Here is a 21,944-nt window from a genome sequence, read left to right as displayed (position 1 = left end):
TTTCCCTTTCCGGCGGTTCCGACTTTATCAGATCCTTCCGGGCCTGACCCCCAGTCAGCGGGGTTCGTCCTCGCGGCCGTTGGGCCGTTCCGACGTCTCCAACCTTAGCGCGTCCTCTCGGCGATTCCAAAATCGGAGCCGGCCCCGAAGACCGAGTCCCGACGGAAATTGAATTCGGGCATGCCGAAATCGACCCCGTCAGGAGATCTTGCTGATGGTTGGTTGCCGCTCGTGCGGCGGAAGGCGCTGTCGCAGAACCGTTACGGCTCCGCGGCAACCCGAAGAACTTTACGGATCCGGCAGGGGGCTGTCAAGCGATCCTTGTCAAGATCTTTTGCGGTCCGTGCGGGCCCGCCCCGGCGGCCTCAGTCGAGGTCGCTGAGCCGGCCCCCGGCGTCCGGCTGGGCGTGTTCCACCCGGCGCAGGAGGCGGGTGAGGACCTCGCCCAGGGCCGTCCGCTCCTCGGGGGACAGGTCCTGGAGGAGGTCCTCCTCGAAGACCGAGGCGAGGCGCATGGCCGCCAGCCACTTCTCGCGGCCCTCGGCGGTGAGCTCGACGATGACGCGTACGCGGTTGGACTCGTCGCGTTCCCGGGTCACCAGCCCCTCGGCGACCATGCGGTCGATCCGGTGGGTCATCGCGGCCGGGGTGAGACCCAGGCGCTTGGCGAGGTCGCCGGGGCCCATGCGGTAGGGGGCGCCGGAGAGGACGAGGGCCTTGAGCACCTCCCACTCGGCGTTGCTGATGCCGAGGGCGGCGGTCTGGCGGCCGTAGGCGACGTTCATGCGGCGGTTCAGACGGGACAGCGCCGACACGATCTTCTCGACCTGGGGGTCCAGGTCCTGGAACTCGCGCTGGTAGGCGGCGATCTGTTCTTCGAGTGTCGGCTCGCTGAGGCCGGGGGTGTCGCCCATGCGGCGAAGTATCGCACGGGGCGGCTTTGCCTTGAAGTCCTTCACCATGTACTCTTTAGCTTCGAATTTTAGTTTCGAAGTCTTCACTCCTAACTTCGATCCCGGCTGACACGGAGAACAGAGAGAGGTGAACGTGACCAGGGCGATGGGCGCAGCGATGCGCCGGATCCACGTGGGCAACGCGCTCAGCGCGTTCGGGCTCGGCTTCACCGTCCCCTACCTGTACGTCTATGTGGCGCAGGTGCGGGGGCTGGGTGCCGTGACGGCGGGTCTCGTACTCGCCGTCTTCGCCGTGGCCGCGCTGGTGGTGCTGCCGTTCGCCGGGCGGGCCATCGTCCGGCGGGGGCCACTGCCGGTGTTGCTCGCCGCTCTGGTCACGGCCGCGCTGGGGGCGCTGAGCCTGGGGGTCGCGAGCGGGGCGGCGGCCGTACTGCTGTCGGCGTCGGCGCTCGGGGCCGGGCAGGCCGTGATGCAGCCGGCGCTCGCGACGATGATCGTGGACTGCTCGTCGGCGGAGACGCGGTCGCGGGCGTTCGCCATGCAGTTCTTCCTGCAGAACCTCGGGCTCGGTGTCGGCGGGCTCATCGGGGGGCATCTGGTCGACACGTCGGACGCCGCGTCGTTCACGCTGCTGTTCGCGATCGAGGCGGCGATGTTCCTGCTGCTGGTCGTGGTGATGGCGACGGTGCGGATGCCGCACGCGCCGCGGCTGGAGCAGACGCCGGGGCGGTCGGACCGGGGCAGCTGGAAGCAGCTGCTGGGCAACCGGGCCATGGTGCAGCTGTGCGTGCTGGGGTTCGTGCTGTTCTTCGCCTGCTACGGGCAGTTCGAGTCCGGACTGAGCGCGTACGGGGTCGAGGCCGCCGGCATCTCGACGTCCGCGCTGGGGACGGCGCTGGCGGCGAACACGATGATGATCGTGGTCGCGCAGTTCGCGGTGCTGAGGTTCGTCGAGCGGCGGCGGCGGTCGCGGGTAATCGCGGCCGTGGGGCTGGTCTGGGCCGTGGCGTGGGCCGTGGCCGGGTACGCCGGGCTGGGGCACGGGAGCCAGGCCATGGCGACGGCCGCGTTCGTGTCGACGTACGCGCTGTTCGGGCTCGGGGAGGCGATGCTGTCGCCCACGGTCGCGCCGCTGGTGGCCGATCTGGCACCGGAGGGCATGGCCGGGCAGTACAACTCGGCCTTCGCGCTGGTGAAGCAGTTGGCGCTGGCCGTCGGGCCGGCGGTGGGCGGGCCGCTGGGGGCCTCGCTGCACGCGCCGTACATCGTGGCGTTCCTGTTGTTCTCGCTGGGGGTCACGGTGCTGGCGCTGCGGCTCGGGCGGCAGCTCACGGAGGTGCAGGACCGGCCGTGGCTGGCGCGCAGCCGGGTGGTGGCGCAGGGGGGCGCCTCGTCGACGGGGCAGGCGCGGGCGCGCGCCTGACGCGTACGCCCGGGGGATCGCCCTGCCGGCGGGTCATCTCGCCGCCGGCAGGGCGAACTCGCACCACACCGCCTTGCCGCCGCCCGGGGTGCGTCTGCAGCCCCAGTTCGAGGCGATGGTGGCGACGATGGCGATGCCCCGGCCCGACTCGTCCGCCGGTTCCGCGCGGCGGCGGCGCGGGAGGTGGTCGTCGCCGTCCGTCACCTCGACGATCAGGCGGCGGTCGGTGCGGCGCAGGCGCAGCCGCATGGGGGGCGTGCCGTGCCGGAGGGAGTTGGCGACCAGCTCGCTGGCGGCGAGGACGCCCAGGTCGTGCAGTTCGGCGGGGAAGCGCCAGCTGGTCAGGACGCCCGAGGCGAAGGCACGCGCGCGGGGGGCCGCCTCCGTCCCGCCGAGGAGCTCCAGGGCGGCGTTGCGGAAGAGCTCGCTCTCCGGGCCGGTGCGGGCCGGGTGCTGGAGGACCAGGACCGCCACGTCGTCGTCGTGGCCCGCCGTCACGCCCGCCGAGCGGACCAGGCGGTCGCAGACGACCTGGGGGGTGCCGGTGGCGCCGGCCAGGGCGCGTTCCAGGGCCGCGATGCCCTCGTCCAGGTCCTCGCCCCGGCGCTCCACCAGGCCGTCCGTGTAGAGGACGGCGGTGGAGCCGGGGCTCAGGGGCACCGAACCCGAGGTGTACATCCAGCCGCCGGTGCCCAGCGGCGGGCCGGTCGGCCCGTCGGCGCGCAGGACCTCGCCGTTCCCGTCCCGGACCAGGACGGGCAGGTGGCCGGCGGAGGCGTACACCAGCCGGCCCTCGTTCGGGTCGTGGACGGCGTACACGCAGGTGGCGATCTGGTGGGGGTCGATCTCGACGGCCAGGCCGTCGAGGAGCTGGAGCACCTCGTGCGGGGGCAGGTCGAGGCGGGCGTAGGCCCGGACCGCCGTGCGGAGCTGGCCCATGACGGCCGCGGCGCGCACGCCCCGGCCCATGACGTCGCCGATGACCAGGGCGGTGCGGCCGCCGCCGAGGGTGATCACGTCGTACCAGTCGCCGCCGACCGCGGTCTCGGTGCCGCCGGGCCGGTAGGTGGCGGCGATCCGCAGGTCGTCGGGTTGTTCGAGTTCCTGGGGGAGGAGGGAGCGCTGGAGGGTGACGGCGGTCTCGCGTTGGCTGCGTTCGCTGGCGCGCAGGCGTGCGGCGGCCTCGGCGTGGTCGGTGACGTCCGTCGCGAAGACGAGGACGCCGGGGCCGCTGTCCCTGCCCTGGGTGACCGGGGTGCAGGTGAAGGTGTAGGAGCGGCCGTCGGGGGTCTTGCGGGACTTGACCGTGCGGGGCCTGCCGCTGCGCAGGACCTGGTCCAGGAGCGGGAACAGGCCGAGTTGGTCGAGTTCCGGGAGGGCTTCGCGGGCGCGTTCGCCGAGCGGGCGTGCGCCGAAGGCCGTCGTGTAGGCGTCGTTGACGTAGGCGATGCGGTGGTCGGGGCCGTGAACGAGGGCGACGAGGGCCGGGACGCGGTCCAGGACGTCTCTGGCCGCCAGTTCGTCGACGGCGGACACCGGGGGCGGTTCGTCGGTCGGTTGCTCGGCGCGGGCCGCGGGCACGGATCCTTCTCCCCGCCGGTCCGGCGCCACCGTCGTGTCGGTCCGTGCCGCGGCGCGGCGCTGTGTTCCGGGGAGTCGGTGGCTCCAGCGCGTGAAGTTCACGAATCCTTGCCTCGTGTAGTCGTCGGCGGCCGGTGCGGGACCGGCCGGAGCCGCGCGGGGGTGAGCGGTGGCCCGCCCCTGGTGGTGGACCAGTCTGGCAGTGCGCCGACCGGGCCGGCATCCGTCAGACGCCGGGCCGGCCGGTGGAGTTCCTGGGTCCGGTCAGGACGACCCCTTCGGGTCCCCGGGAGGCTCCTGAGAAGGTTTTCCCCCGGCCGCGAGTTCGAACTCCGCCCTGGGGTGTTCGAGTGACCCCAGGGAGACGATCTCCCGTTTGAAGAGCCCGGAGAGGGTCCATTCGGCGAGTACGCGTGCCTTGCGGTTGACGGTGGGGATCCGGCTGAGGTGGTAGGCGCGGTGCATGAACCAGGCGGGGTAGCCCTTGAGCCGGTGTCCGTAGACCTGGGCGACGCCCTTGTGGAGGCCGAGGGAGGCGACGGAGCCGGCGTACCGGTGCGCGTACGTCCGGAGCGGTTCGCCGCGCAGGGCGTGCACGATGTTGTCGCCGAGGGCCCGGGCCTGGCGCAGGGCGTGCTGGGCGTTGGGGGCGCACTCCGCGCCGGGTTCCGCGGCGGTGACGTCGGGGACGGCGGCGGCGTCGCCCGCGGCCCACGCGTGCGGGGTGCCGTCGATCGTCAGCTGGGGGGTGCACTTCAGCCGTCCGCGCGCGGTGCGGGGCAGGTCGGTGGCGGCGACGAGCGGATGGGGCCGGACGCCGGCCGTCCACACGACCGTACGGGTGGGGAAGCGGGCGCCGTCGCTGAGGTGCGCCACCCGGCCGGCGCAGGACTCCAGGCGGGTCCCGAGGCGTACGTCGATGTTGCGGCGGCGCAGTTCGGTGACCGTGTAGCGGCCCAGTTCCTCGCCGACCTCGGGCAGGATGCGGTCCGTGGCCTCGACGAGGATCCACTTCATGTCGTCGGGCCGGACGTTGTGGTAGTAGCGCGTGGCGTAGCGGGCCATGTCCTCCAGCTCGCCGAGGGCCTCCACGCCGGCGTAGCCGCCGCCGACGAAGACGAAGGTGAGGGCGGCGTCGCGCAGGGCGGGGTCGCGGGTGGAGGAGGCGATGTCCATCTGCTCGATGACGTGGTTGCGCAGGCCGATGGCCTCCTCGACGGTCCTGAAGCCGATGCCGTGGTCGGCGAGACCGGGGACGGGCAGGGTGCGCGAGACGGATCCGGGGGCGAGGACGAGTTCGTCGTACGACAGCCGCCGCGCGCCCGCGCCCTCCTCCTCGGTGGCGAGGGTGGTGACGGTGACGGTGCGCCGCGCGTGGTCGACGGCCTCGGCCTCACCGATGATCACGTGGCACCGGTCGAGGACCCGGCGCAGCGGCACGACGACGTGGCGGGGGGAGAGGGAGCCGGCGGCGGCCTCGGGGAGGAACGGCTGGTACGTCATGTACGGGTCGGGCGTGACGACCGTGATCTCGGCCTCGCCCCGGTTCAGTTCCCGTTTCAGCTTCCGTTGCAGACGCAGTGCCGTGTACATCCCGACGTAGCCGCCGCCGACAACGAGAATGCGCGCACGTTCCTTCACCATCCCATGACGCACCCGGCGCTTGCGTTTGTCCACAGGCCCGGCGATTCGTATGACCGGGGACCGGGGGTGCGCAGGGTTGGCCGAATTACCGAGCCGGGAGGAATCAGCGCAGGTCAGCACGTGTGCTCCGGGAGGCGGCAGCGGGCGCATTCGGGACGTATGCGACCCGTGCTCCGATCGAGGGGCGCTCCGTGCGGAACCTGCCCCTTCTGAATTGACCCGGCCTCAACTATGTTCGTGTTCCTACGGGGTGTAGGGGGATGCGCTCTTCGGGCCCGCGACGGGCGGGGCCGGCAGCCGGGCCCGTTCCGCTCGCCCCGATCTCGATGGCGGGGAGAGTCTCCGGGGGGAGACGTCATTACCGGGGGAATGCATATGCATGTTCAGGGCTCTCATTGGTCGTCCGCGTCCGCCGTCACAGCGGGCGGCGCGACGATGAGCGCGGCGGCGGGCGGCGGGCGCGGGGACGGAGCGCGGACGACGCCGCTGCGGGTGGACGCACAGCGCAATCTGGAGCACGTGCTGCGTGCGGCGCGCGAGGTCTTCGGCGAGCTCGGGTACGGGGCGCCGATGGAGGACGTCGCGCGGCGCGCGCGGGTCGGCGTCGGCACGGTGTACCGGCGCTTCCCGAGCAAGGACGTCCTGGTGCGGCGGATAGCCGAGGAGGAGACCTCCCGGCTGACCGACCAGGCGCGGGCCGCGCTCGGCCAGGAGGACGAGCCGTGGTCGGCGCTCTCGCGCTTCCTGCGCACGTCGGTGGCCTCCGGCGCCGGGCGGCTGCTGCCGCCGCAGGTGCTGCGCGTGGGGGTGGCCGAGGAGGCCGCCGGATCCGGGGAGGGGCGGGTGCCGCACCAGCGGACGCAGTCCGGCCCCGGTGAACTGCGGCTGGTGTCCGAGGAGACCTCGCCCGGCGCGGCGGAGGACGACACCGGGGCGGCGGCGCTGCTGGAGGTCGTGGGCCAGCTCGTGGAGCGGGCGCGCGCGGCCGGCGAGCTGCGGCCGGACGTGTCGGTGTCGGACGTACTGCTGGTGATCGCCACGGCGGCGCCCTCGCTGCCGGACGCGGCCCAGCAGGCGGCCGCGTCGGCGCGGCTGCTGGACATCCTGCTGGAAGGGCTGCGGTCGCGGCCGGTGTGAGGAGGCGGGCCGCGGGGCTCGGACCGGATCCGCACGCCGGGCCGGTTCGCGTCCCGGGCCGGCCGCCGTGAGGCGTGGGCGCTGTGCCGTCCGCGGGCCGGGATCGCTGTTCCACCGTCCGCGGGCCGGGTGCGGCCGTCCGCGGGCCGGGTGCGACCGTCCGTGGGCCGGATGCGCGCGGGCTCCGTGGCGGACACGGCCGGGAGGGAGCGACCGGTCATTGCGGCCGGACCGATCATCCTCCGCCGGCCGCGGGGAAGTCGAGCCCTCCCGGCGGTTGCCGGGCGTCATCCGGCGCGTTGTCGATCCTTCCCCGGCGGGGAGCCGGACCTCTCCCTGCGGGGCGGCCGGGCCTTCCCGACAGGGTGACGGCGACCGCTGCCCCGCGGCGGGTGCCCGCGGGTGGGTGAGGGTCCGTCCCGCGAGATCCCGGTCGGGGGAAGCATGCGGCGGAGTTCGTCCGTCCCCGGGGGCGGCCGCCGGTGCCCGGGTACGCGCGGCGGACCGGTCGCGGGCCGCCCCCGCCCGGTTCGTCCAGGACCTCCCGGGCGGCGCGGCCCGCGCCCCCGGTGCGTTCCGGCGTGAGCCGCCCGGCGTCGGGGGCCGCCCGGGCGGCGGTCCCCGTGGCCCGGCGCCGGCGTGCTCCGGCGCGGGACGCGGACGGTCACCGCGGTCCGGGTCCAGGCCGCGGCCGACCGCGGCGCCCCACCGTCCCGCGCGCCGAAGGTCCCGTCACCTGCGGGCCGTCCCCAACGCCCCGCGCTGGGGCGCGATCCCCGCCGGCACCGCCCGCTGCCGCGCCGGCGTCCCCGTCCAGCACGTGCCGCGCCGCGCCAGCAGCCGCCGCAGCCACAGTTCCAGGGAGACCAGGTCCGCCAGCCCGTCCACCGGCAGCGGCTCCCCCGCCGCCGCGTCCCGCAGCGCCCTGCGCACCACCCGCGCCTCGACCAGTCCCGCCTCCGCCAGCAGCGGCGTGTCGAACAACGTCAGCAGCGTGTCGGCCGCCACCCGCAGCCCGGCACGCGACGCGGCGGCCGCCACCCCCTGCGTCGGCGCCCCCCATCCGGGCGGCAGGTCGCTGACCCCCGCCCCCTCCAGCACCGTCCGCAGGATCGCCGCCCGCGCCCCCGGCCGCACTCGCAGCGCCTCGGGCAGCGCCCGGCAGGCGCGTACCACCTGGTTGTCGAGGAACGGCGCGTGCAGGCGCTGGAAGCGGATCTCGGCGGCCTGCTCCAGCACCCGTACGTCCGCCGCGTACCGGGCCAGTGCCGCACGCGCGCGGAAGTCCCCCGGCCGCTGCCCGGGCCCGACCCCGGACCGGTACGTCGACGCCTGCAGGCGAACCGATACTTCAGCCAGCGCCTCCCCCGTCAGCCACCGCGCCGCCGGTCCGGGCCCGCCCCAGGTCAGCGCGGCGAGCGAGGCCTCCACCGCCCCGCCGGGCTCGTCGAAGCGCCGGTGCAGCAGCCGCTCGGCCAGCGACTCCAGCCCCGTCCGGTACGGCGTACGCGCGAGCCGCCGGGCCGCGGCGTACACCCGCGCGGAGACCATGACGGAGCCGTCCGCCTTGGCGAGGGCGACGACGGGCCGCACCAGGTGGCGCCGTTTGCGGTCCATCAGCAGGTCGGCGAGCCGGGCGGGATGCGCGTCCAGGACCTGCCGCGCGCCGTACCCGGTGAAGTGGTCCGCGCTGCCGGCGGCCAGCCGAGCCCGGTGCCGCGCCGCCGTCACCAGGCTCGGCCCCGGTTCGTCCGTCAGCGGTCCGTCCAGGTCGGCGTACGGCAGGGTCTCCTCTCCGCCGGCGACCACCACATGGTGCAGCCGGGGGTCGGCCGCGAGGACCCCGGCCCGCTCCAGTTCGGCCTCCCGCCCGTTCGCGGTCAGGTCGTTGAAGGTCACGGCCAGCAGCCGTTCCCCCGCGCCCGTGCCGTGGCCCAGCACGGTGCCCGGCGTCCCCGGCAGCCCCGCCGCCAGCAGGGCCAGCGTCCCGGAGGCCGGCCCGCCGGACAGGTCGGCGCCGATCCCCGGGACCGGCGTCCCGCGCGCGGCGCGCCGCTCGGCGGGCCCCATGCCGGGCACGGGACCGGGGTCGATGCCGGCGCCGGGGACGTGCCGGGGCGCCGCCAGGCGGGTGCGTACGGCTTCGACGAGCGCGTCCCGCACGGCGTCGACCGCGCGGTCCGGATCGGCGGGCGGCGCCGCCACCGCGAGGGAGGCGACCGGCTCGTAGCCCGCGACCTCCCGCGCCCCGGCGCGCAGGATCAGCGCGTGCCCCGGCGGAACCCTCCGCACGCCGTCGTACGGGGTGGAGTCGTGCAGCGCGGCCGGCACGTCGGGCGCGGCCAGCAGCGCGGCGAGGTGTCCGAAGTCGAGATTGGCCTCGACGAGGTCGGCGAGCGGGAGGGCGGCCGTCGCATAGGCCGTACCGCCCGCCCAGGGGGTGTAGAACACCGGCCGGGCACCGGCGAGATCGCCGCAGACGGTGAGCCGGCGCCCCACCTGGACGACGGCGGTGTAGCTGCCGGGCCACGCCGTCAGATGCCGGAGCGCCCCTCCGCGCGCGGTGAACAGTCCGAGCCGCAGCTCCTCGTCGGAGGCGCCGCACGTGCCGAGGACCGCGATCCGGGACCGGTCGTCGGCGTGGACGACGCGCACCTCGTCGGGGCGCCAGTCGCCGACCGCCCACAGGGGATCGGGGCCGCCCCACAGGAGCTGGGAGCCGACGGGGTGCACGGCCTCGCCGTCGTAGCCGGTGGCTCCCGCCGGTCCGGGTCCGACGGCACCCGCGGCGGCGCTGCTCCATCCCACCAACCACCGCATCGACGCCTCCACGGGCTGTGGACCACCAGTGCACCGCACGAACTGGCTCCCCATGCTGCCATGAAGGACGGGCCCCGGAGGGGCGGCGCAGCCGCGTGTGCTCCCGTGAGTGCGCCCCCGCGGTCACCCCGCCGGCCGCTCGGGCGCCCGGGCGGCGCGGGAACACCGCGACGCGAATGCGCCCCTCAATGCGCCCCGAAGGCACCCAGCGCGCCCTCAAGTGCCGTGGTGAGAGCAGTGATTGACCAGAAAAAGCGTGATCGATTTTCAGCCAAATTGGCGATGGGGGTGCGCGCGTGAACACGCTCCGTACATGCTCTGCGCACCACCCGGGAGGGCGCGGTCCGGGAGGCGGAGCGCGCCTCCCGGACCGTTCCGCCGCCCGCGGGGATGGAGGCGGCGGTGTCCCCCAGCCCACTGGATCCAGTGCAGCGGGCCGACCCACGCACGAGCCATGGAAGCGCTCCCGAGGTGGCCGGAGAAGAGCGCACGGACGGGCGCACGGCCACACACCGGGAGCACGTCGCAACTGACCGTACATGCCGCGCACTTGAGCACGGACCACATTCCCGCCAACCGGAACAATGCCCCTTAACGCTTGGGATGCGGCGAACTACGCTGGGTTTACGAATGCCGCGTGGTTATGCCAGCGCGGCAGCCGTCTGTGTCGAGGGGTGGCGCATGTCCAGGGAGCAACGCGGGCCGAACGAAAAACTCGGCGCCGTTCTCGCCCTCGCGGGAATCTCCAACGCAGGACTCGCACGGCGTGTCAACGACCTTGGCGCGCAGCGCGGGTTGACGCTTCGCTACGACAAGACGTCGGTGGCGCGCTGGGTGTCGAAGGGGATGGTGCCGCAGGGCGCTGCGCCGCACCTGATCGCCGCCGCCATCGGCCAGAAGCTCGGCCGCCCGGTGCCGCTGCACGAGATCGGCCTGGCGGACGCGGATCCCGCGCCCGAAGTGGGTCTCGCCTTCCCCAGGGACGTCGGGCAGGCCGTGAAGTCCGCGACGGAGCTCTACCGCCTCGATCTCGCCGGACGCCGGGCCGGCTCCGGCGGCATCTGGCAGTCGCTGGCCGGCTCCTTCGCGGTGAGCGCATACGCGACGCCCGCCTCGCGCTGGCTGATAACCCCGGCCGACAGCTCGGTGGCGCGCGAGGCGAACCCGGCGGAAGGCTCCGGCGCACCGATCAAAGTCGGCCACAGCGATGTGCAGAAGCTGCGGGAGGCCGCCGAGGACGCCAGGCGCTGGGACTCCAAGTACGGAGGCGGCGACTGGCGTTCGTCCATGGTCCCGGAGTGCCTGCGGGTGGAGGCGGCTCCCCTGCTGCTCGGTTCGTACTCCGACGAGGTCGGCCGCGCCCTGTTCGGCGCCGCGGCCGAACTGACCCGCCTGGCGGGCTGGATGGCCTTCGACACCGGCCAGCAGGAGGCGGCCCAGCGCTACTACATCCAGGCCCTGCGCCTGGCCCGGGCCGCCGCGGACGTCCCCCTGGGGGGCTATGTGCTGGCCTCCATGTCCCTGCAGGCCACCTACCGCGGCTTCGGCGACGAGGGCGTGGACCTCGCCCAGGCCGCCCTGGAACGCAACCGGGGCCTGGCCACGGCCCGCACCATGAGCTTCTTCCGCCTGGTCGAGGCCAGGGCGCACGCGCGCGCGGGGGACGCGCAGGCGGCCGGCGCGGCCCTGAGGGCGGCCGAGAGCTGGCTGGAGCGCGCCCGCCCCGGCGACAACGACCCGAGCTGGCTCGGCTTCTACTCGTACGACCGTTTCGCCGCGGACGCCGCCGAGTGCTACCGCGACCTGAAGGCCCCGCGCCAGGTCCGCCGCTTCACCGAGCAGGCCCTGTCCCGGCCGACGGAGGAGTTCGTCCGCTCGCACGGCCTGCGCCTGGTCGTCTCCGCGGTCGCCGAGCTGGAGTCGGGCAACCTGGACGCGGCCTGCGAGCAGGGCGTGCGGGCGGTGGAGGTGGCCGGGCGGATCTCCTCGGCCCGCACCACGGAGTACGTGAAGGACCTCCTGCACCGCCTGGAGCCGTACGGCGACGAGCCGCGCGTGGTCGAGCTCCGCGAGCGGGCGCGCCCGCTGCTCATGGCGCCGGCCTGAGGGCGCCGCCCACCGGCCGCCCTCCGGGTTTGAGCGCGTTGTCGGTGGCGCAGTGCACTATCGAAGCCGGGAGGTGGAGCAGGTGCGGCCCATGAGCGCATACGACTGTGACGTGCTGGTGGTCGGCGGCGGGATCGTCGGCCTGTCGACGGCGTACGCGCTCACCCGCGCCGCGCCGGGCACCCGCGTGACGGTGCTGGAGAAGGAGCCGGGCCCGGCCCGCCACCAGACGGGCCGCAACAGCGGCGTGGTCCACAGCGGCATCTACTACCGCCCCGGCTCCCTCAAGGCCCGCTACGCCGTCCGCGGCGCCGACGAGATGATCAAGTTCTGCGCCGAGTACGGCATCGCGCACGCCGTCACCGGCAAGCTGATCGTCGCCACCGCCCGCGCGGAGCTCCCCCGGCTGCACGCGCTGGTGCAGCGCGGCCGGCACAACGGCATCCCGGTGCGCGAACTGGGCGCCGCCCAGATCGCGGAGTACGAGCCGGAGGTGCGCGGCCTCGCCGCGATACACGTCGGCACGACCGGGATCTGCGACTACACGGCCGTCGCGCACCGGCTGGCCGAGGCGTCCGGGGCGGAGATCCGCTACGGCGCGGAAGCGGTCCGCATCGACCGCCGCCCGGCCCTGGGCGTCGCGGTCCGCACCGCCTCCGGGGACGTCGTGCGCGGCCGGGTCCTGGTGAACTGCGCCGGGCTGCACTGCGACGGGATCGCCCGGATGACCGGCGACGAACCGAACATGCGGATCGTGCCGTTCCGAGGGGAGTACTACGAGCTGGCCCGGCCGGAGCTGGTGCGGGGACTGGTGTATCCGGTGCCGGATCCGGCGTTCCCGTTCCTCGGGGTGCATCTGACCCGCGGCATCGACGGCGGTGTGCACGTCGGCCCCAACGCCGTGCCGGCCCTGGCCCGCGAGGGCTACCACCGGGGCGTCCTGCGCCCGCGCGAGCTGGCGGCGACCCTGGCCTGGCCCGGTTTCTGGCGCATGGCCCGGCGGCACTGGCGGTACGGGGCGGGTGAGCTGCGCCGCTCGATGTCGAAGGAGGCGTTCACGACGGCGGTACGCAGGCTGCTGCCGGCCGTGGCGCCGGCGGACCTGCTGCCCGCGGCGGCCGGGGTGCGGGCACAGGCCGTCCTGCGCGACGGCACGCTGGTGGACGACTTCCTCATCCAGGAGGGCGCCCGAGCGGTACACGTCCTGAACGCCCCGTCCCCCGCGGCCACGGCGTCCCTCCCCATCGGCCGCGAGGTGGCGTCCCGGGCGCTGACCGCCCTCGCCCGGGCCTGACCCGCCGGACCACCGAAAACCGCAGGTGGGCCTACCGGGCCACCGGAAACGGCGACCGGACCCGCCGGACCACCGGAATCGGCGGGCGGCCCGCTGAACCGCCGGACCGGCGGGCGAACCCCCGCACCCCCGCGGTCGCGCCCGTCCCCCCGTAAAATCGACCCCATTGTGTCTGATTCCCGCAACGCCCCCGAAGCCCCCCGGCCCACCGCTCCGGCCCCCGCCCCCGGCGCCTCCGCGCGCCGTACCCGGGCCAAGGGCGAGCCGCGTTTCCCGGACGGGCCCAAGCCCGATCCCGCCGGGTCCCACTTCGAGCGGCGGATCCGCAGCTTCCAGCCGCGGCGGAGCCGGGTGACCGCCGGGCAGGCGGACGCGTTGCAGCGGCTGTGGCCCAAGTGGGGCCTGGACATCGACGGGCAGCGCGTCATCGACCTGGCCGAGCTGTTCGGGAACGACAACCCGGTCGTGCTGGAGATCGGTTTCGGCATGGGCGAGGCGACCGTCCGGATGGCCGCCGCCGACCCGGACACCAACATCCTCGCCGTGGACGTCCACACCCCCGGCCAGGGCAACCTGCTGAACCTCGCCGACCACCGCGGCCTGTCCAACGTCCGCGTCGGCAACGGCGACGCCATCATCCTGCTGCGCGAGATGCTCGCCCCCGACTCCCTCGACGGCGTGCGCGTCTACTTCCCCGACCCCTGGCCCAAGAAGCGGCACCACAAGCGCCGCCTGATCCAGCCGGAGTTCCTCACGCTCGCCGCGTCCCGGATGCGGCCCGGCGCGGTCCTGCACTGCGCGACCGACTGGGAACCGTACGCCGAGCACATGCTCGACGTCCTCACCGCGCACCCGGACTTCGAGAACACCCAGCCCGACGGCGGTTTCGCACCACGTCCCGCCTTCCGGCCGCTGACCCGTTTCGAGAGCCAGGGTCTGGACAAGGGACACGTCGTGAACGACCTGCTCTTCCGCCGCGTACCGCACCGCGTGCGCCCGTGAGCGCACCGCAGCCCCGCGAGCACCGCGCACGCCCGTAGGCACCCCGCACGCCCGTAGGCACCGCGCACGACCGCGAGCACCCCGCGCCGCCGCGAGCGCCCCCGCGGCGGCAGGCGTCCCGTGCCGCGTTCGAGCGTCGGGCGCCGTCGTGGTCGGCGGCCTCCCTCGTTAGGGTCATTGCCGTGGCGACCTGTCCCCCGTACCCGATGCCCCCCGCCCCTCCCCCCGACGGCACGCGACGGCACGCGCACTGGTGGCAGCACGGCTGGGTGCGGCACGGCGCGCTGATCGCCCTGCTCGCGCTCTCCGGCCTCGTCATCCTGGCCCTCGTCCGCGAGCAGACCGGCACGGAGGGCTTCCTGGTCGGGCTCGGACTCGCGGTCCTGCCCGTGCCGCTGCTCGTGGCCGCCTTCCGCTGGCTGGACCGGGTGGCGCCGGGCCCCTGGCAGAACCTGCTGTTCTCCTTCGCCTGGGGCGCCTGCGCGGCGGCGCTGATGGCGATCGTCGCCAACAGCGCCGCGACCAGGTGGATAGCGACCGCGACAGCGGATCCGGCCGGCGCCGACACGCTCGGCGCGACCGTCATAGCGCCGGTCGTCGAGGAGTCCGCGAAGGCCGCCGCGGTCCTGCTGGTGTTCCTCTTCCGCAGACGGGACTTCACCGGGATCCTCGACGGGGTGGTGATAGCCGGGGTCACCGCCACCGGCTTCGCGTTCACCGAGAACATCCTCTACCTCGGCACCGCCTTCGGCACCGACCAGCTGACCGGGGACAGCGGCGTCGCCTCCGTGACGGCGGCGACGTTCTTCGTGCGCGTCGTCATGTCGCCGTTCGCGCACCCCTTGTTCACCGTCCTCACCGGCATCGGCTTCGGCGTCTGCGCGCTCCCGGCGGGACGCCGGCGGGCACGGCGGGTCCTCCCGCCGCTCTGCGGGCTGCTGCTCGCGATGGGCATGCACGCGATGTGGAACGGCTCGTCGACGCTGGGCGAGTACGGCTTCTTCGCGGTGTACGCGGTGTTCATGGTGCCGGCGTTCGGCCTGCTGACCTGGCTGGTGGTCTGGACCCGCCAGCGCGAGCTGAGGACCGTGCGGGATGAGCTGCCCGTGTACGCGGCGGCCGGGTGGCTGACGCCGGCCGAGCCGTTCGCGCTCGGCTCGATGCGGGCGCGGCGCCTCGCCCGGCGGTACGCCCGCCGCCACGCCGGGAGGGCGGCGGCGCGGGCGGTGGCGCAGTACGAGGCGTACGCGACGTCCCTGGCCTTCCTGCGGCACCGGGGGCGCCGTGGCCGCGCGGGCGCGGACTTCGTCGTACGGGAGCGGGAGCTGCTGGCCGAGCTGTGGCGGCGGCGGGACGTGGCGCGTCCCGCGCTGGACCACGCGGCGAGGGCGACGGCGCCTCCGGTGCGGGGGGCCGCGCCGCCGTGGCCGACGTACGGGTACGGGTACGGGTACGGCCACCCGGCGTATCCGTACGCCGGGTCCCGTCCGTACAACCCCTACCGCTCGTAGCGGTCGATCAGGCGGACGCCGCCGTCAGCCTCGCCAGTTCCTCCTGGGTGAGCCGCAGTTCGCCCACCCCCAGCAGCGCCGGGAGCTGCTCCACCGTGCGGGCCGAGGCGATCGGGGCCGCCACCGTCGGCTGGGCCGCCAGCCAGGCCAGGGCGACCGTGGCCACCGCCACCCCGTGGGCCTCGGCGGTCTCGTCCAGGGCCGCGAGGACCTTCCGGCCCCGCTCGGTCCGGAGGTGCTCCGCCGCGGCGCCCGCCCGCGGGCTGTCGACGTCGGCGCCGGGCCGGTACTTGCCGGTGAGGAAGCCGGACGCGAGGGCGTAGTAGGGGACGGCGGCCAGGCCGCTGCGCTCGGCGAGGTCCCGCAGCTCGCCCTCGTAGGTGTCGCGCGAGACCAGGTTGTAGTGCGGCTGGAGCGCCACGTACCGGGCGAGGCCCTCCCGGTCGGAGAACTCCAGCGAGGCCCGCAGCCGGTCGGCGGAGATGTTGGAGGCGGCGATGTACCGCACCTTGCCCGCCCTCACCAGCTCGTCGAGCGCGCCGATGATCTCCTCCACCGGCACCTCGGGCTTGTCGAAGTGGGTGTAGTAGAGGTCGATGTAGTCGGTGTCCAGGCGGCGCAGCGAGGCGTCGGCGGCGGCCTTGATGTTCGCGGCCGTCAGGCCCGGGTACTCCGGGTGCTGGCTGACCTTGGTGGCGATCACGACGTCCGACCGGTTGCCGCGCGCCTTGATCCACTTGCCGATGATGGTCTCGGACTCGCCGCCCCGGTTGCCCTCGACCCATGCCGAGTAGGAGTCGGCGGTGTCGACGAAGTTGCCGCCCGCGGCCGTGTAGGCGTCGAGGACGGCGAAGGAGGCGGCCTCGTCGGCGGTCCAGCCGAAGACGTTGCCGCCGAGGGAGAGCGGGAAGATTTCGAGGTCGGACGAGCCGAGTGTGCGCAGAACAGTCATGTCCTACGTCAACCCTCCCGGCGGACGATCGCATTCCGCATCGTCCGCCCCGGCACGTCCGAGACCTCGCCCGACCGCGCGCCCCGCGGCCCGGGGCTTACGGGTTCAGCCCCTTGCTCCGCAGCCAGGCCAGCGGGTCGATCCCGGAGCCGCCGCTCCCGGAGTGCACCTCCAGGTGGAGGTGGGCGCCGGTGACGTTGCCGGTGGCGCCCACGCGGCCGATGACGTCGCCGGTGGTGACCTTCTGGCCGACGCTGACGCTGATGGAGGACTGGTGGGCGTACCAGATCTCGGTTCCGTCGTCGAGGGTGAGCACCGTCTTGTAGCCGTAGGAGCCGTCCCAGCCGGCCGCGGTGATCGTGCCGCTGTGCACCGCCTTGATCAGCGTGCCCGTCGGCGCGGCGAAGTCGAGGCCGGTGTGGTAGCCGGAGGACCAGTAGGGACCGGCCTGCCCGAAGGTGGAGGTGAGGGTGTACGAGGAGGTGGGCAGCGCGTACTGCTTGGCCAGCGCGGCCAGCCGCTCCGCCTCGGCCTTCTTCCTCGCCTCCTCCTCCGCCTTCTTCTTCGCGGCGGCGGCCTTGGCCTCGGCCTCCTTCTCCGCCTCGGCGGCGGCCTCCGCGGCGGCCTTCGCGGCGGCGGCCTCGGCCTCGGCGGCGGCCTTGCTCGCGATCTGGTCCTGCTGCTGCTCGGCCTGCGCCATGATCCGGGCCCGCAGCGCCTCGCCGGCGTCGGAGGCGCCCTGCGGGGTGTCGGCGGAGTCGGCGCCGAGGGTGCTGAGGGGGGTGGAGGCCTCGGGGACCTCCTCCTGCTCGTCGTCGTCGGAGATCAGCGAGCCGACGGAGGGCAGGTCGGGCATGGAGATGGACACCGGGGGCTTGCCGGTGTTGGCGCTGGCCATGCCGCCCGCGCCGACGGCCGCGATGACGCCGACGCCGAGGACGGTGGAGCTGCGGGCGAGGCCGCCGCGCTGCTTGGCGACGCGGTGCCGGCCGCGTACCGGGCGGACGGACTCCTCGGTGGGGTTCCACTCCTCCCACGGGCCCTCGTCGGTGCGGGGGCCGCCGTAGCCGAAGACCTCGATGTCACGCTGGCCCGGCACGGGCGGGACTTGCGTAGCAGACCGGTTGGACGCCACGTGGGCGCGCTCCTTTCCTTCCGTCTCCGCCTACCGGGTTAGCTGACGGGTTCGGAGCGGGAAGGTCTCCTACGCGCGTATACCGACCGTGTCTCCACGGCGGCATCCGCTCGATTCACCCCAAGGTGGTGGTTCCCCGGTTCCCTCGCGGGATTCGGCGCGTGCGCACGGAGCCGCCTTCTGTGACGGCTGGGACGACCGCGCTGCGTTATCGAACGTTAATAGACGGGGGGTGCGGATTCCAAGCCGTTCCCCTTGATCGTTCAGGATTTCGTCAGGGAATTATCGCCCACGACCGGCGAAAACCGGGCGAGTTGACCGCACATCGGTAAACCTCTGAAGGGACCATCAGATCTGACGTTGTGTCAGTTGTTATGCGGAGGGCTGCCGCCCGGTCACGGGACGTGACAGCGGTCGAAGGCCTCCGCGGGACCGGCGGGCGCCCTGTCGTCCCTCCCGCCGCCCCGGAGTGCCGCGCCGCCCGGTTCCGCGTACGCCCGCCCGCCGGCCGGCCCGGTCCGTCCGGCCTTCCCGGCCGGGGCGCTCGCAGGGAGGGCCGTGAAGCCGGCCGGATGCTCGCGGGTCGGGCGGGCCGGACGGGTGAACGCGCCGAAGGCCGGGATCCTTGAGGATCCCGGCCTTCGGCCTTCAGTAGCGGGGACAGGATTTGAACCTGCGACCTCTGGGTTATGAGCCCAGCGAGCTACCGAGCTGCTCCACCCCGCGTCGTTGTGTCTCCAGTGTACGCCATGCGCAGGACAGGAAGCACACGCGTTCCCGGCCCCGCTTCCCACCAGCGGTTTCCGGCCGTCCGCCGGGGGCGGCCCGCGCGGGCCGGGGCTTCCGGACGAGGCGGGGGGGAAGGCGGTGCGCGGCACGTGCTCGAACCCGCCGTACGCGGTCGGCGGGCCGCCCCTCGTCCGGGCGCGCCGCCCGGCCTCCGCGGCCCGTGCCGGGGCGGCCCGGCCGTTCCGGCCGGTGTGCCGGGGCGGCGTGGCGGCCGGGCCGCCGGTCCCTCGGGGCGTGCCGCGGCCCGGCGGTCCTCAGCCCAGCAGGTGGCGGTTCGGGGCCTTGGCCCGGTCCTCGTACTCCGGGAGGACGAGGACCTGCGCGCCGTGCGCCGTCAGCACCCCGGTGCCGTCGGCGTCCGGGACGAACGTGTCCGGCTCCCGCCAGGCCGTGACCACCCGCCGTACCCCCGCGTCGAGGATCAGCCGGGCGCAGGGCGCGGGCCGGGACGCGCGGCGGGCGCAGGGCTCCAGGCTGGAGTACACCGTGGCGGTGGCGAGCCGCGGGTCCGTCGGGTCGAGCTTCGCCAGCGCGGCCTCCTCGGCGTGCGCCACCGCGTCCCCGCCCTCCCGCGAGTGGCCGCGGGCGAGTTCCGTGCCGTCGGCGGCCACGACGACCGCGCCGACGCTGAACGCCGTCCGCGACGGCGGGCACCGGTCGGCCAGTTCGCAGGCGAGCGCCAGCCAGTGCCGGTCGGCGGCGGACACCGTCGCGCCGGTGCCGGGCGCGGTGGGTTCGTAGCGCATGAGGACGACGTCCTCGATCCGCCGTGCCTCCACCAGCCGCAGGCGTCCGCGCTGGTAGGCGCCGGGCCCGAACAGCCGGGGCGCGTCCGGGTCGCCCACCAGCAGCGGGGCCAGCACCAGCTGGAGTTCGTCGGCGAGGCCCTGGGTGAGCAACTGGGTGTGGACCTGCCCGCCGCCCTCGGCCATGAGCCGCCGCACCCCGCGTTCGTCGTGCAGGTGGCTCAGCAGCCGCCGCCAGTCGAGTGCGGGGCCGAGCGGGACGACGTCGGCCGCGATGCCGAGCGCCCGGGCCCGTTCGGCGCCCTGATCGGTCGTGTAGAGGATCTTCTCGCCGCCGGTGTGCCAGAACTGCGCGGCCGGGTCGAGGTCGCCGGAGCCGCTGACGGCGACCTTGAGCGGGTGGGCGGGCCTGCCCTCGGCGACCCGGGCGGCGCGCCGCTCGGGCGAGTTGACCAGCAGGCGGGGGTTGTCGGCGCGGATCGTGCCGGCGCCGACCAGGATCGCGTCGACGGACGCCCGCACCTCGTCGACCCGGTCGAGGTCGGCCGGGCCGGACAGCAGCAGCCGCTCGGGGCCGGCGTCGTCGAGGTGGCCGTCGAGGGAGACGGCGGCGGACAGCAGGACGTACGGGTGGGGCATCGAGGCGCCCTCTCTCCTCTGTTCGGAACTCCGAGCGGACTTGCACCGGCGGTACGGCGGCCCGCCCCGGAAAGCGGCGCGCCGGGCGCGCGCCCCGCCGCCCGGCGCCCGGGGGACGCACCGGGCCGGCGGCTCCGGCGGGCGGCGGGCACGCCGCGCCTGCACCGCTCCATCCTCCCCGCCCGGTCCGGGGCGCCGGAACACCGGCCGCGGACGACCGGTCCCGCCGAACGGCCGGGGATCACCGCGGCCGTGACGTACGGGGCGGCGCGCCGGGCAGGACGGGCCGGGGCGGCGCGAGGATCGTCCGCCGGACCGGTGGGGCGGAGGCGCCCGGCGCAGCGGGCCGCGGGCGGCTGCCGGAGGGAGCGGCACGGCGGGCCGGCGCCCTGGCGGGCCGGCCGTCACCGCAGCGCCGGAACAAGCCGAGCCCCCACGTCAGCGGTGTGCGGCGTGGGGGCTCTCCGGTAGGCCCTGTGGGACTCGAACCCACAACCAATGGATTAAAAGTCCACTGCTCTGCCAATTGAGCTAAGGGCCCAGGCGATGTCGCCACCCCGAGCATAGCCGGATGCGGCCGTCTCTCCGATCGGGTATCGGAGACACGGCCGCGCCGGGCGGACGGAACAGGCCCGGACCGCCCGCCCCGAGGGCACGCGACGGGCCGCGGCGACGCCGGGCGGCCCGCCCCGCCTACGGGCCCGCCTCCCCGGCGGCCGCCGTCCGCCCCGCCTCCCGCGCCCGCGTCCGCTCGTGCTCCGGGTTGAGGAACCAGTGCCGCGCCGACGCCGCCCACCACGTGGCGGCGAAGCCGAGGACGACCAGGACGGCGACCGGCGCGTAGTTGAAGGTCTCCCGGGTGACCGGCGAGACCTGGGGCAGCATGAACAGGACCGTGATGACCCCGACCCAGGTCACCGCCACCACGCCGATCACCCGTGACCAGCGGCCCAGGTGCCACGGCCCCCGCTCGAACGCCGCTCCCCGGCGCAGCCGCAGCAGCGTCGGGACGGCGTAGGCGATGTAGAGGCCGATCACGGCGATGGACGTCACCGCCGCGTACGCCGTGACATTGATCAGGTAGGGCAGGCCCAGCACCAGCGCCCCGCCCGCCGCCAGCCACACCGCCGCCACCGGCGTGCGGGTGCGGGGGCTGACCGTGTGCCACACCGCGGAGAACGGCAGTGCCCCGTCCCGCGAGAAGGCGTAGATCATGCGGCTGTTGGCCGTCACCGACGCCATGCCGCAGAACAGCTGCGCCCCGATCACCACGAGCAGCAGCAGCTTGCCGGCGGTCGCGCCCAGCGCGTCCAGCAGGATCTGCGCGGGCGGCGCGCCCGTCGGGGACGACAGCGCGCCCTCGTAGGACTGGATGGCGAAGGTGAAGCCCAGCAGGAGCGCGAACCCGGCGATCCACGACGTCCAGATGGAGCGGACGATGCCCCGCGGGCCCGCCGTGGACGCGTCGCGCGTCTCCTCCGTCATGTGGGCGGAGGCGTCGTAGCCCGTGAAGGTGTACTGGGCCATCAGGAGTCCCAGCAGCACCACGTACGCCTCGCTGCCCCACCCGGTGTGGTTGACGAACGCGCCGAAGACGAAGGACGCCGGCTGGTGCCGGTCCGGTACGAGGGCCAGCGCGCCGACGATCACCGTCACGCCCAGGACGTGCCACCACACGCTCACGCTGTTCAGCAGGCCGACGACGCGCACGCCGAAGGTGTTCAGCAGGCCGTGCAGCACCAGGATCGCGGCGAACAGCAGCATCGTCCGGCCCGGCGTCACCTCGAAGCCGAACTGGAGGTTCAGGTAGGCGCCCAGGAAGGACGCCGCGCCGAAGTCGATGCCCGCGGTCACCGCCACCTGGCCGAGCACGTTGAACCAGCCCGTGAACCAGGCCCAGGCGGCCGCCGTGCGGGCGGGCGCCAGCCGGTGCGCCCAGAAGTACAGCCCCGCCGACGTGGGGTACGCCGAGCAGATCTCGGCCATCGCCAGGCCGACGAAGAGCGTCATCAGGCCGACCGCGACCCAGCCCCAGGTGATCACGGCCGGGCCGCCCGTGTTCATCCCGAAGAGGTACAGCGTCAGGCAGCCGGACAGCACCGAGATGATCGTGAAGGAGACCGCGTAGTTGGAGAACGCCGACATGCGGCGGGCCAGCACCTGCGGGTAGCCGAGCTGGGCCAGCCGTTCCTCGTCCGACGGTCCGCTCGCCCTGGCGTCATCTGTCATGCCCCCAGCGATTCCCTCACCG

The 21,944-nt window shown here is 74.5% G+C and carries 14 protein-coding genes, 2 tRNA genes and 1 riboswitch; of the genes, 6 read left to right on the top strand and 10 right to left on the bottom strand.

Annotated features, from left to right (window positions below):
- Window positions 1-365 precede the first annotated feature (365 nt).
- Window positions 366-914 (bottom strand): MarR family transcriptional regulator, encoded by a 549-nt coding sequence (locus ACIBAI_RS24220; RefSeq protein ID WP_344607777.1) that lies wholly within the window; start codon window positions 912-914, stop codon window positions 366-368.
- Between the two features lie 145 nt (window positions 915-1,059).
- Between ACIBAI_RS24220 and ACIBAI_RS24215 the strand changes: the two genes are divergently transcribed.
- A complete protein-coding gene (locus ACIBAI_RS24215) occupies window positions 1,060-2,337 on the top strand; it encodes an MFS transporter (RefSeq protein WP_399037320.1) in 1,278 nt (425 codons plus the stop codon).
- Between the two features lie 33 nt (window positions 2,338-2,370).
- Here the strand turns inward: ACIBAI_RS24215 and ACIBAI_RS24210 are convergent, their stop codons facing one another.
- Together ACIBAI_RS24210 and ACIBAI_RS24205 are read right to left on the bottom strand one after the other, a co-directional pair.
- On the bottom strand, window positions 2,371-4,020 hold the full coding sequence (locus ACIBAI_RS24210; protein WP_399037304.1) for a SpoIIE family protein phosphatase: 1,650 nt from the start codon (window positions 4,018-4,020) through the stop codon (window positions 2,371-2,373).
- A gap of 162 nt (window positions 4,021-4,182) precedes the next feature.
- Window positions 4,183-5,562: an NAD(P)/FAD-dependent oxidoreductase gene (locus ACIBAI_RS24205; RefSeq protein ID WP_399037302.1), complete on the bottom strand. Its 1,380-nt coding sequence runs from the start codon at window positions 5,560-5,562 to the stop codon at window positions 4,183-4,185.
- Window positions 5,563-5,937: 375 nt separating this feature from the next.
- Between ACIBAI_RS24205 and ACIBAI_RS24200 the strand changes: the two genes are divergently transcribed.
- Window positions 5,938-6,699 (top strand): TetR/AcrR family transcriptional regulator, encoded by a 762-nt coding sequence (locus ACIBAI_RS24200; protein WP_399037300.1) that lies wholly within the window; start codon window positions 5,938-5,940, stop codon window positions 6,697-6,699.
- 732 nt (window positions 6,700-7,431) lie between these two features.
- Here ACIBAI_RS24200 and ACIBAI_RS24195 read toward each other — a convergent pair.
- Window positions 7,432-9,519 (bottom strand): asparagine synthase-related protein, encoded by a 2,088-nt coding sequence (locus tag ACIBAI_RS24195; protein ID WP_399037298.1) that lies wholly within the window; start codon window positions 9,517-9,519, stop codon window positions 7,432-7,434.
- Window positions 9,520-10,200: 681 nt separating this feature from the next.
- Here ACIBAI_RS24195 and ACIBAI_RS24190 point away from each other — a divergent pair.
- The 4 genes from ACIBAI_RS24190 (at window position 10,201) to ACIBAI_RS24175 (ending at window position 15,432) form a co-directional block, all read left to right on the top strand.
- On the top strand, window positions 10,201-11,625 hold the full coding sequence (locus ACIBAI_RS24190; RefSeq protein WP_344607768.1) for an MFS transporter: 1,425 nt from the start codon (window positions 10,201-10,203) through the stop codon (window positions 11,623-11,625).
- Window positions 11,626-11,716: 91 nt separating this feature from the next.
- The gene (gene lhgO / locus ACIBAI_RS24185) at window positions 11,717-12,919 is read left to right on the top strand and encodes an L-2-hydroxyglutarate oxidase (RefSeq protein WP_399037296.1); all 1,203 of its coding nucleotides are present in this window, start codon (window positions 11,717-11,719) and stop codon (window positions 12,917-12,919) included.
- Window positions 12,920-13,087: 168 nt separating this feature from the next.
- Window positions 13,088-13,921 (top strand): tRNA (guanosine(46)-N7)-methyltransferase TrmB, encoded by an 834-nt coding sequence (gene trmB / locus ACIBAI_RS24180; RefSeq protein ID WP_399037294.1) that lies wholly within the window; start codon window positions 13,088-13,090, stop codon window positions 13,919-13,921.
- Between the two features lie 182 nt (window positions 13,922-14,103).
- Window positions 14,104-15,432, top strand: coding sequence for a PrsW family intramembrane metalloprotease (locus ACIBAI_RS24175; RefSeq protein WP_399037292.1), 1,329 nt, complete (start codon window positions 14,104-14,106; stop codon window positions 15,430-15,432).
- Window positions 15,433-15,439: 7 nt separating this feature from the next.
- Here the strand turns inward: ACIBAI_RS24175 and ACIBAI_RS24170 are convergent, their stop codons facing one another.
- The 6 genes from ACIBAI_RS24170 to ACIBAI_RS24145 form a co-directional block, all read right to left on the bottom strand.
- Window positions 15,440-16,384 carry an aldo/keto reductase gene (locus ACIBAI_RS24170; RefSeq protein WP_399037291.1) on the bottom strand — a complete coding sequence of 315 codons (945 nt, stop codon included), beginning with the start codon at window positions 16,382-16,384 and terminating at the stop codon, window positions 15,440-15,442.
- Between the two features lie 97 nt (window positions 16,385-16,481).
- Entirely contained in the window at window positions 16,482-17,519 is a 1,038-nt protein-coding gene (locus ACIBAI_RS24165) for a M23 family metallopeptidase (RefSeq protein ID WP_399037289.1), read from the bottom strand.
- A 12-nt stretch (window positions 17,520-17,531) separates the two neighbouring features.
- A riboswitch (cyclic di-AMP (ydaO/yuaA leader) is annotated at window positions 17,532-17,689 on the bottom strand.
- 482 nt (window positions 17,690-18,171) lie between these two features.
- Window positions 18,172-18,245 (bottom strand) — tRNA-Met (locus ACIBAI_RS24160).
- A 317-nt stretch (window positions 18,246-18,562) separates the two neighbouring features.
- Window positions 18,563-19,693, bottom strand: a complete 1,131-nt coding sequence (locus ACIBAI_RS24155) for a dihydrofolate reductase family protein (protein WP_399037287.1) — start codon at window positions 19,691-19,693, stop codon at window positions 18,563-18,565.
- Window positions 19,694-20,161: 468 nt separating this feature from the next.
- Window positions 20,162-20,234: transfer RNA gene (locus tag ACIBAI_RS24150), tRNA-Lys, on the bottom strand.
- 152 nt (window positions 20,235-20,386) lie between these two features.
- Window positions 20,387-21,922: an amino acid permease gene (locus tag ACIBAI_RS24145; protein WP_399037285.1), complete on the bottom strand. Its 1,536-nt coding sequence runs from the start codon at window positions 21,920-21,922 to the stop codon at window positions 20,387-20,389.
- Window positions 21,923-21,944 lie beyond the last annotated feature (22 nt).

This window comes from Streptomyces sp. NPDC051041 (assembly GCF_044456065.1).
GTDB classification, from domain to species: Bacteria; Actinomycetota; Actinomycetes; order Streptomycetales; family Streptomycetaceae; genus Streptomyces; species Streptomyces glaucus.
This window is presented reverse-complemented; position numbering and strand designations above follow the sequence as displayed.

Bases quoted from the DNA above. Each gene is read 5' to 3' on its own strand.
- ACIBAI_RS24220 (WP_344607777.1), bottom strand. From the start codon at position 914: ATGGGCGACACCCCCGGCCTCAGCGAGCCGACACTCGAAGAACAGATC.
- ACIBAI_RS24215 (WP_399037320.1), top strand. From the start codon at position 1,060: ATGGGCGCAGCGATGCGCCGGATCCACGTGGGCAACGCGCTCAGCGCG.
- ACIBAI_RS24205 (WP_399037302.1), bottom strand. From the start codon at position 5,562: ATGGTGAAGGAACGTGCGCGCATTCTCGTTGTCGGCGGCGGCTACGTC.
- ACIBAI_RS24200 (WP_399037300.1), top strand. From the start codon at position 5,938: ATGCATGTTCAGGGCTCTCATTGGTCGTCCGCGTCCGCCGTCACAGCG.
- ACIBAI_RS24195 (WP_399037298.1), bottom strand. From the start codon at position 9,519: ATGCGGTGGTTGGTGGGATGGAGCAGCGCCGCCGCGGGTGCCGTCGGA.
- ACIBAI_RS24190 (WP_344607768.1), top strand. From the start codon at position 10,201: ATGTCCAGGGAGCAACGCGGGCCGAACGAAAAACTCGGCGCCGTTCTC.
- lhgO (WP_399037296.1), top strand. From the start codon at position 11,717: ATGAGCGCATACGACTGTGACGTGCTGGTGGTCGGCGGCGGGATCGTC.
- ACIBAI_RS24170 (WP_399037291.1), bottom strand. From the start codon at position 16,384: ATGACTGTTCTGCGCACACTCGGCTCGTCCGACCTCGAAATCTTCCCG.
- ACIBAI_RS24155 (WP_399037287.1), bottom strand. From the start codon at position 19,693: ATGCCCCACCCGTACGTCCTGCTGTCCGCCGCCGTCTCCCTCGACGGC.
- ACIBAI_RS24145 (WP_399037285.1), bottom strand. From the start codon at position 21,922: ATGACAGATGACGCCAGGGCGAGCGGACCGTCGGACGAGGAACGGCTG.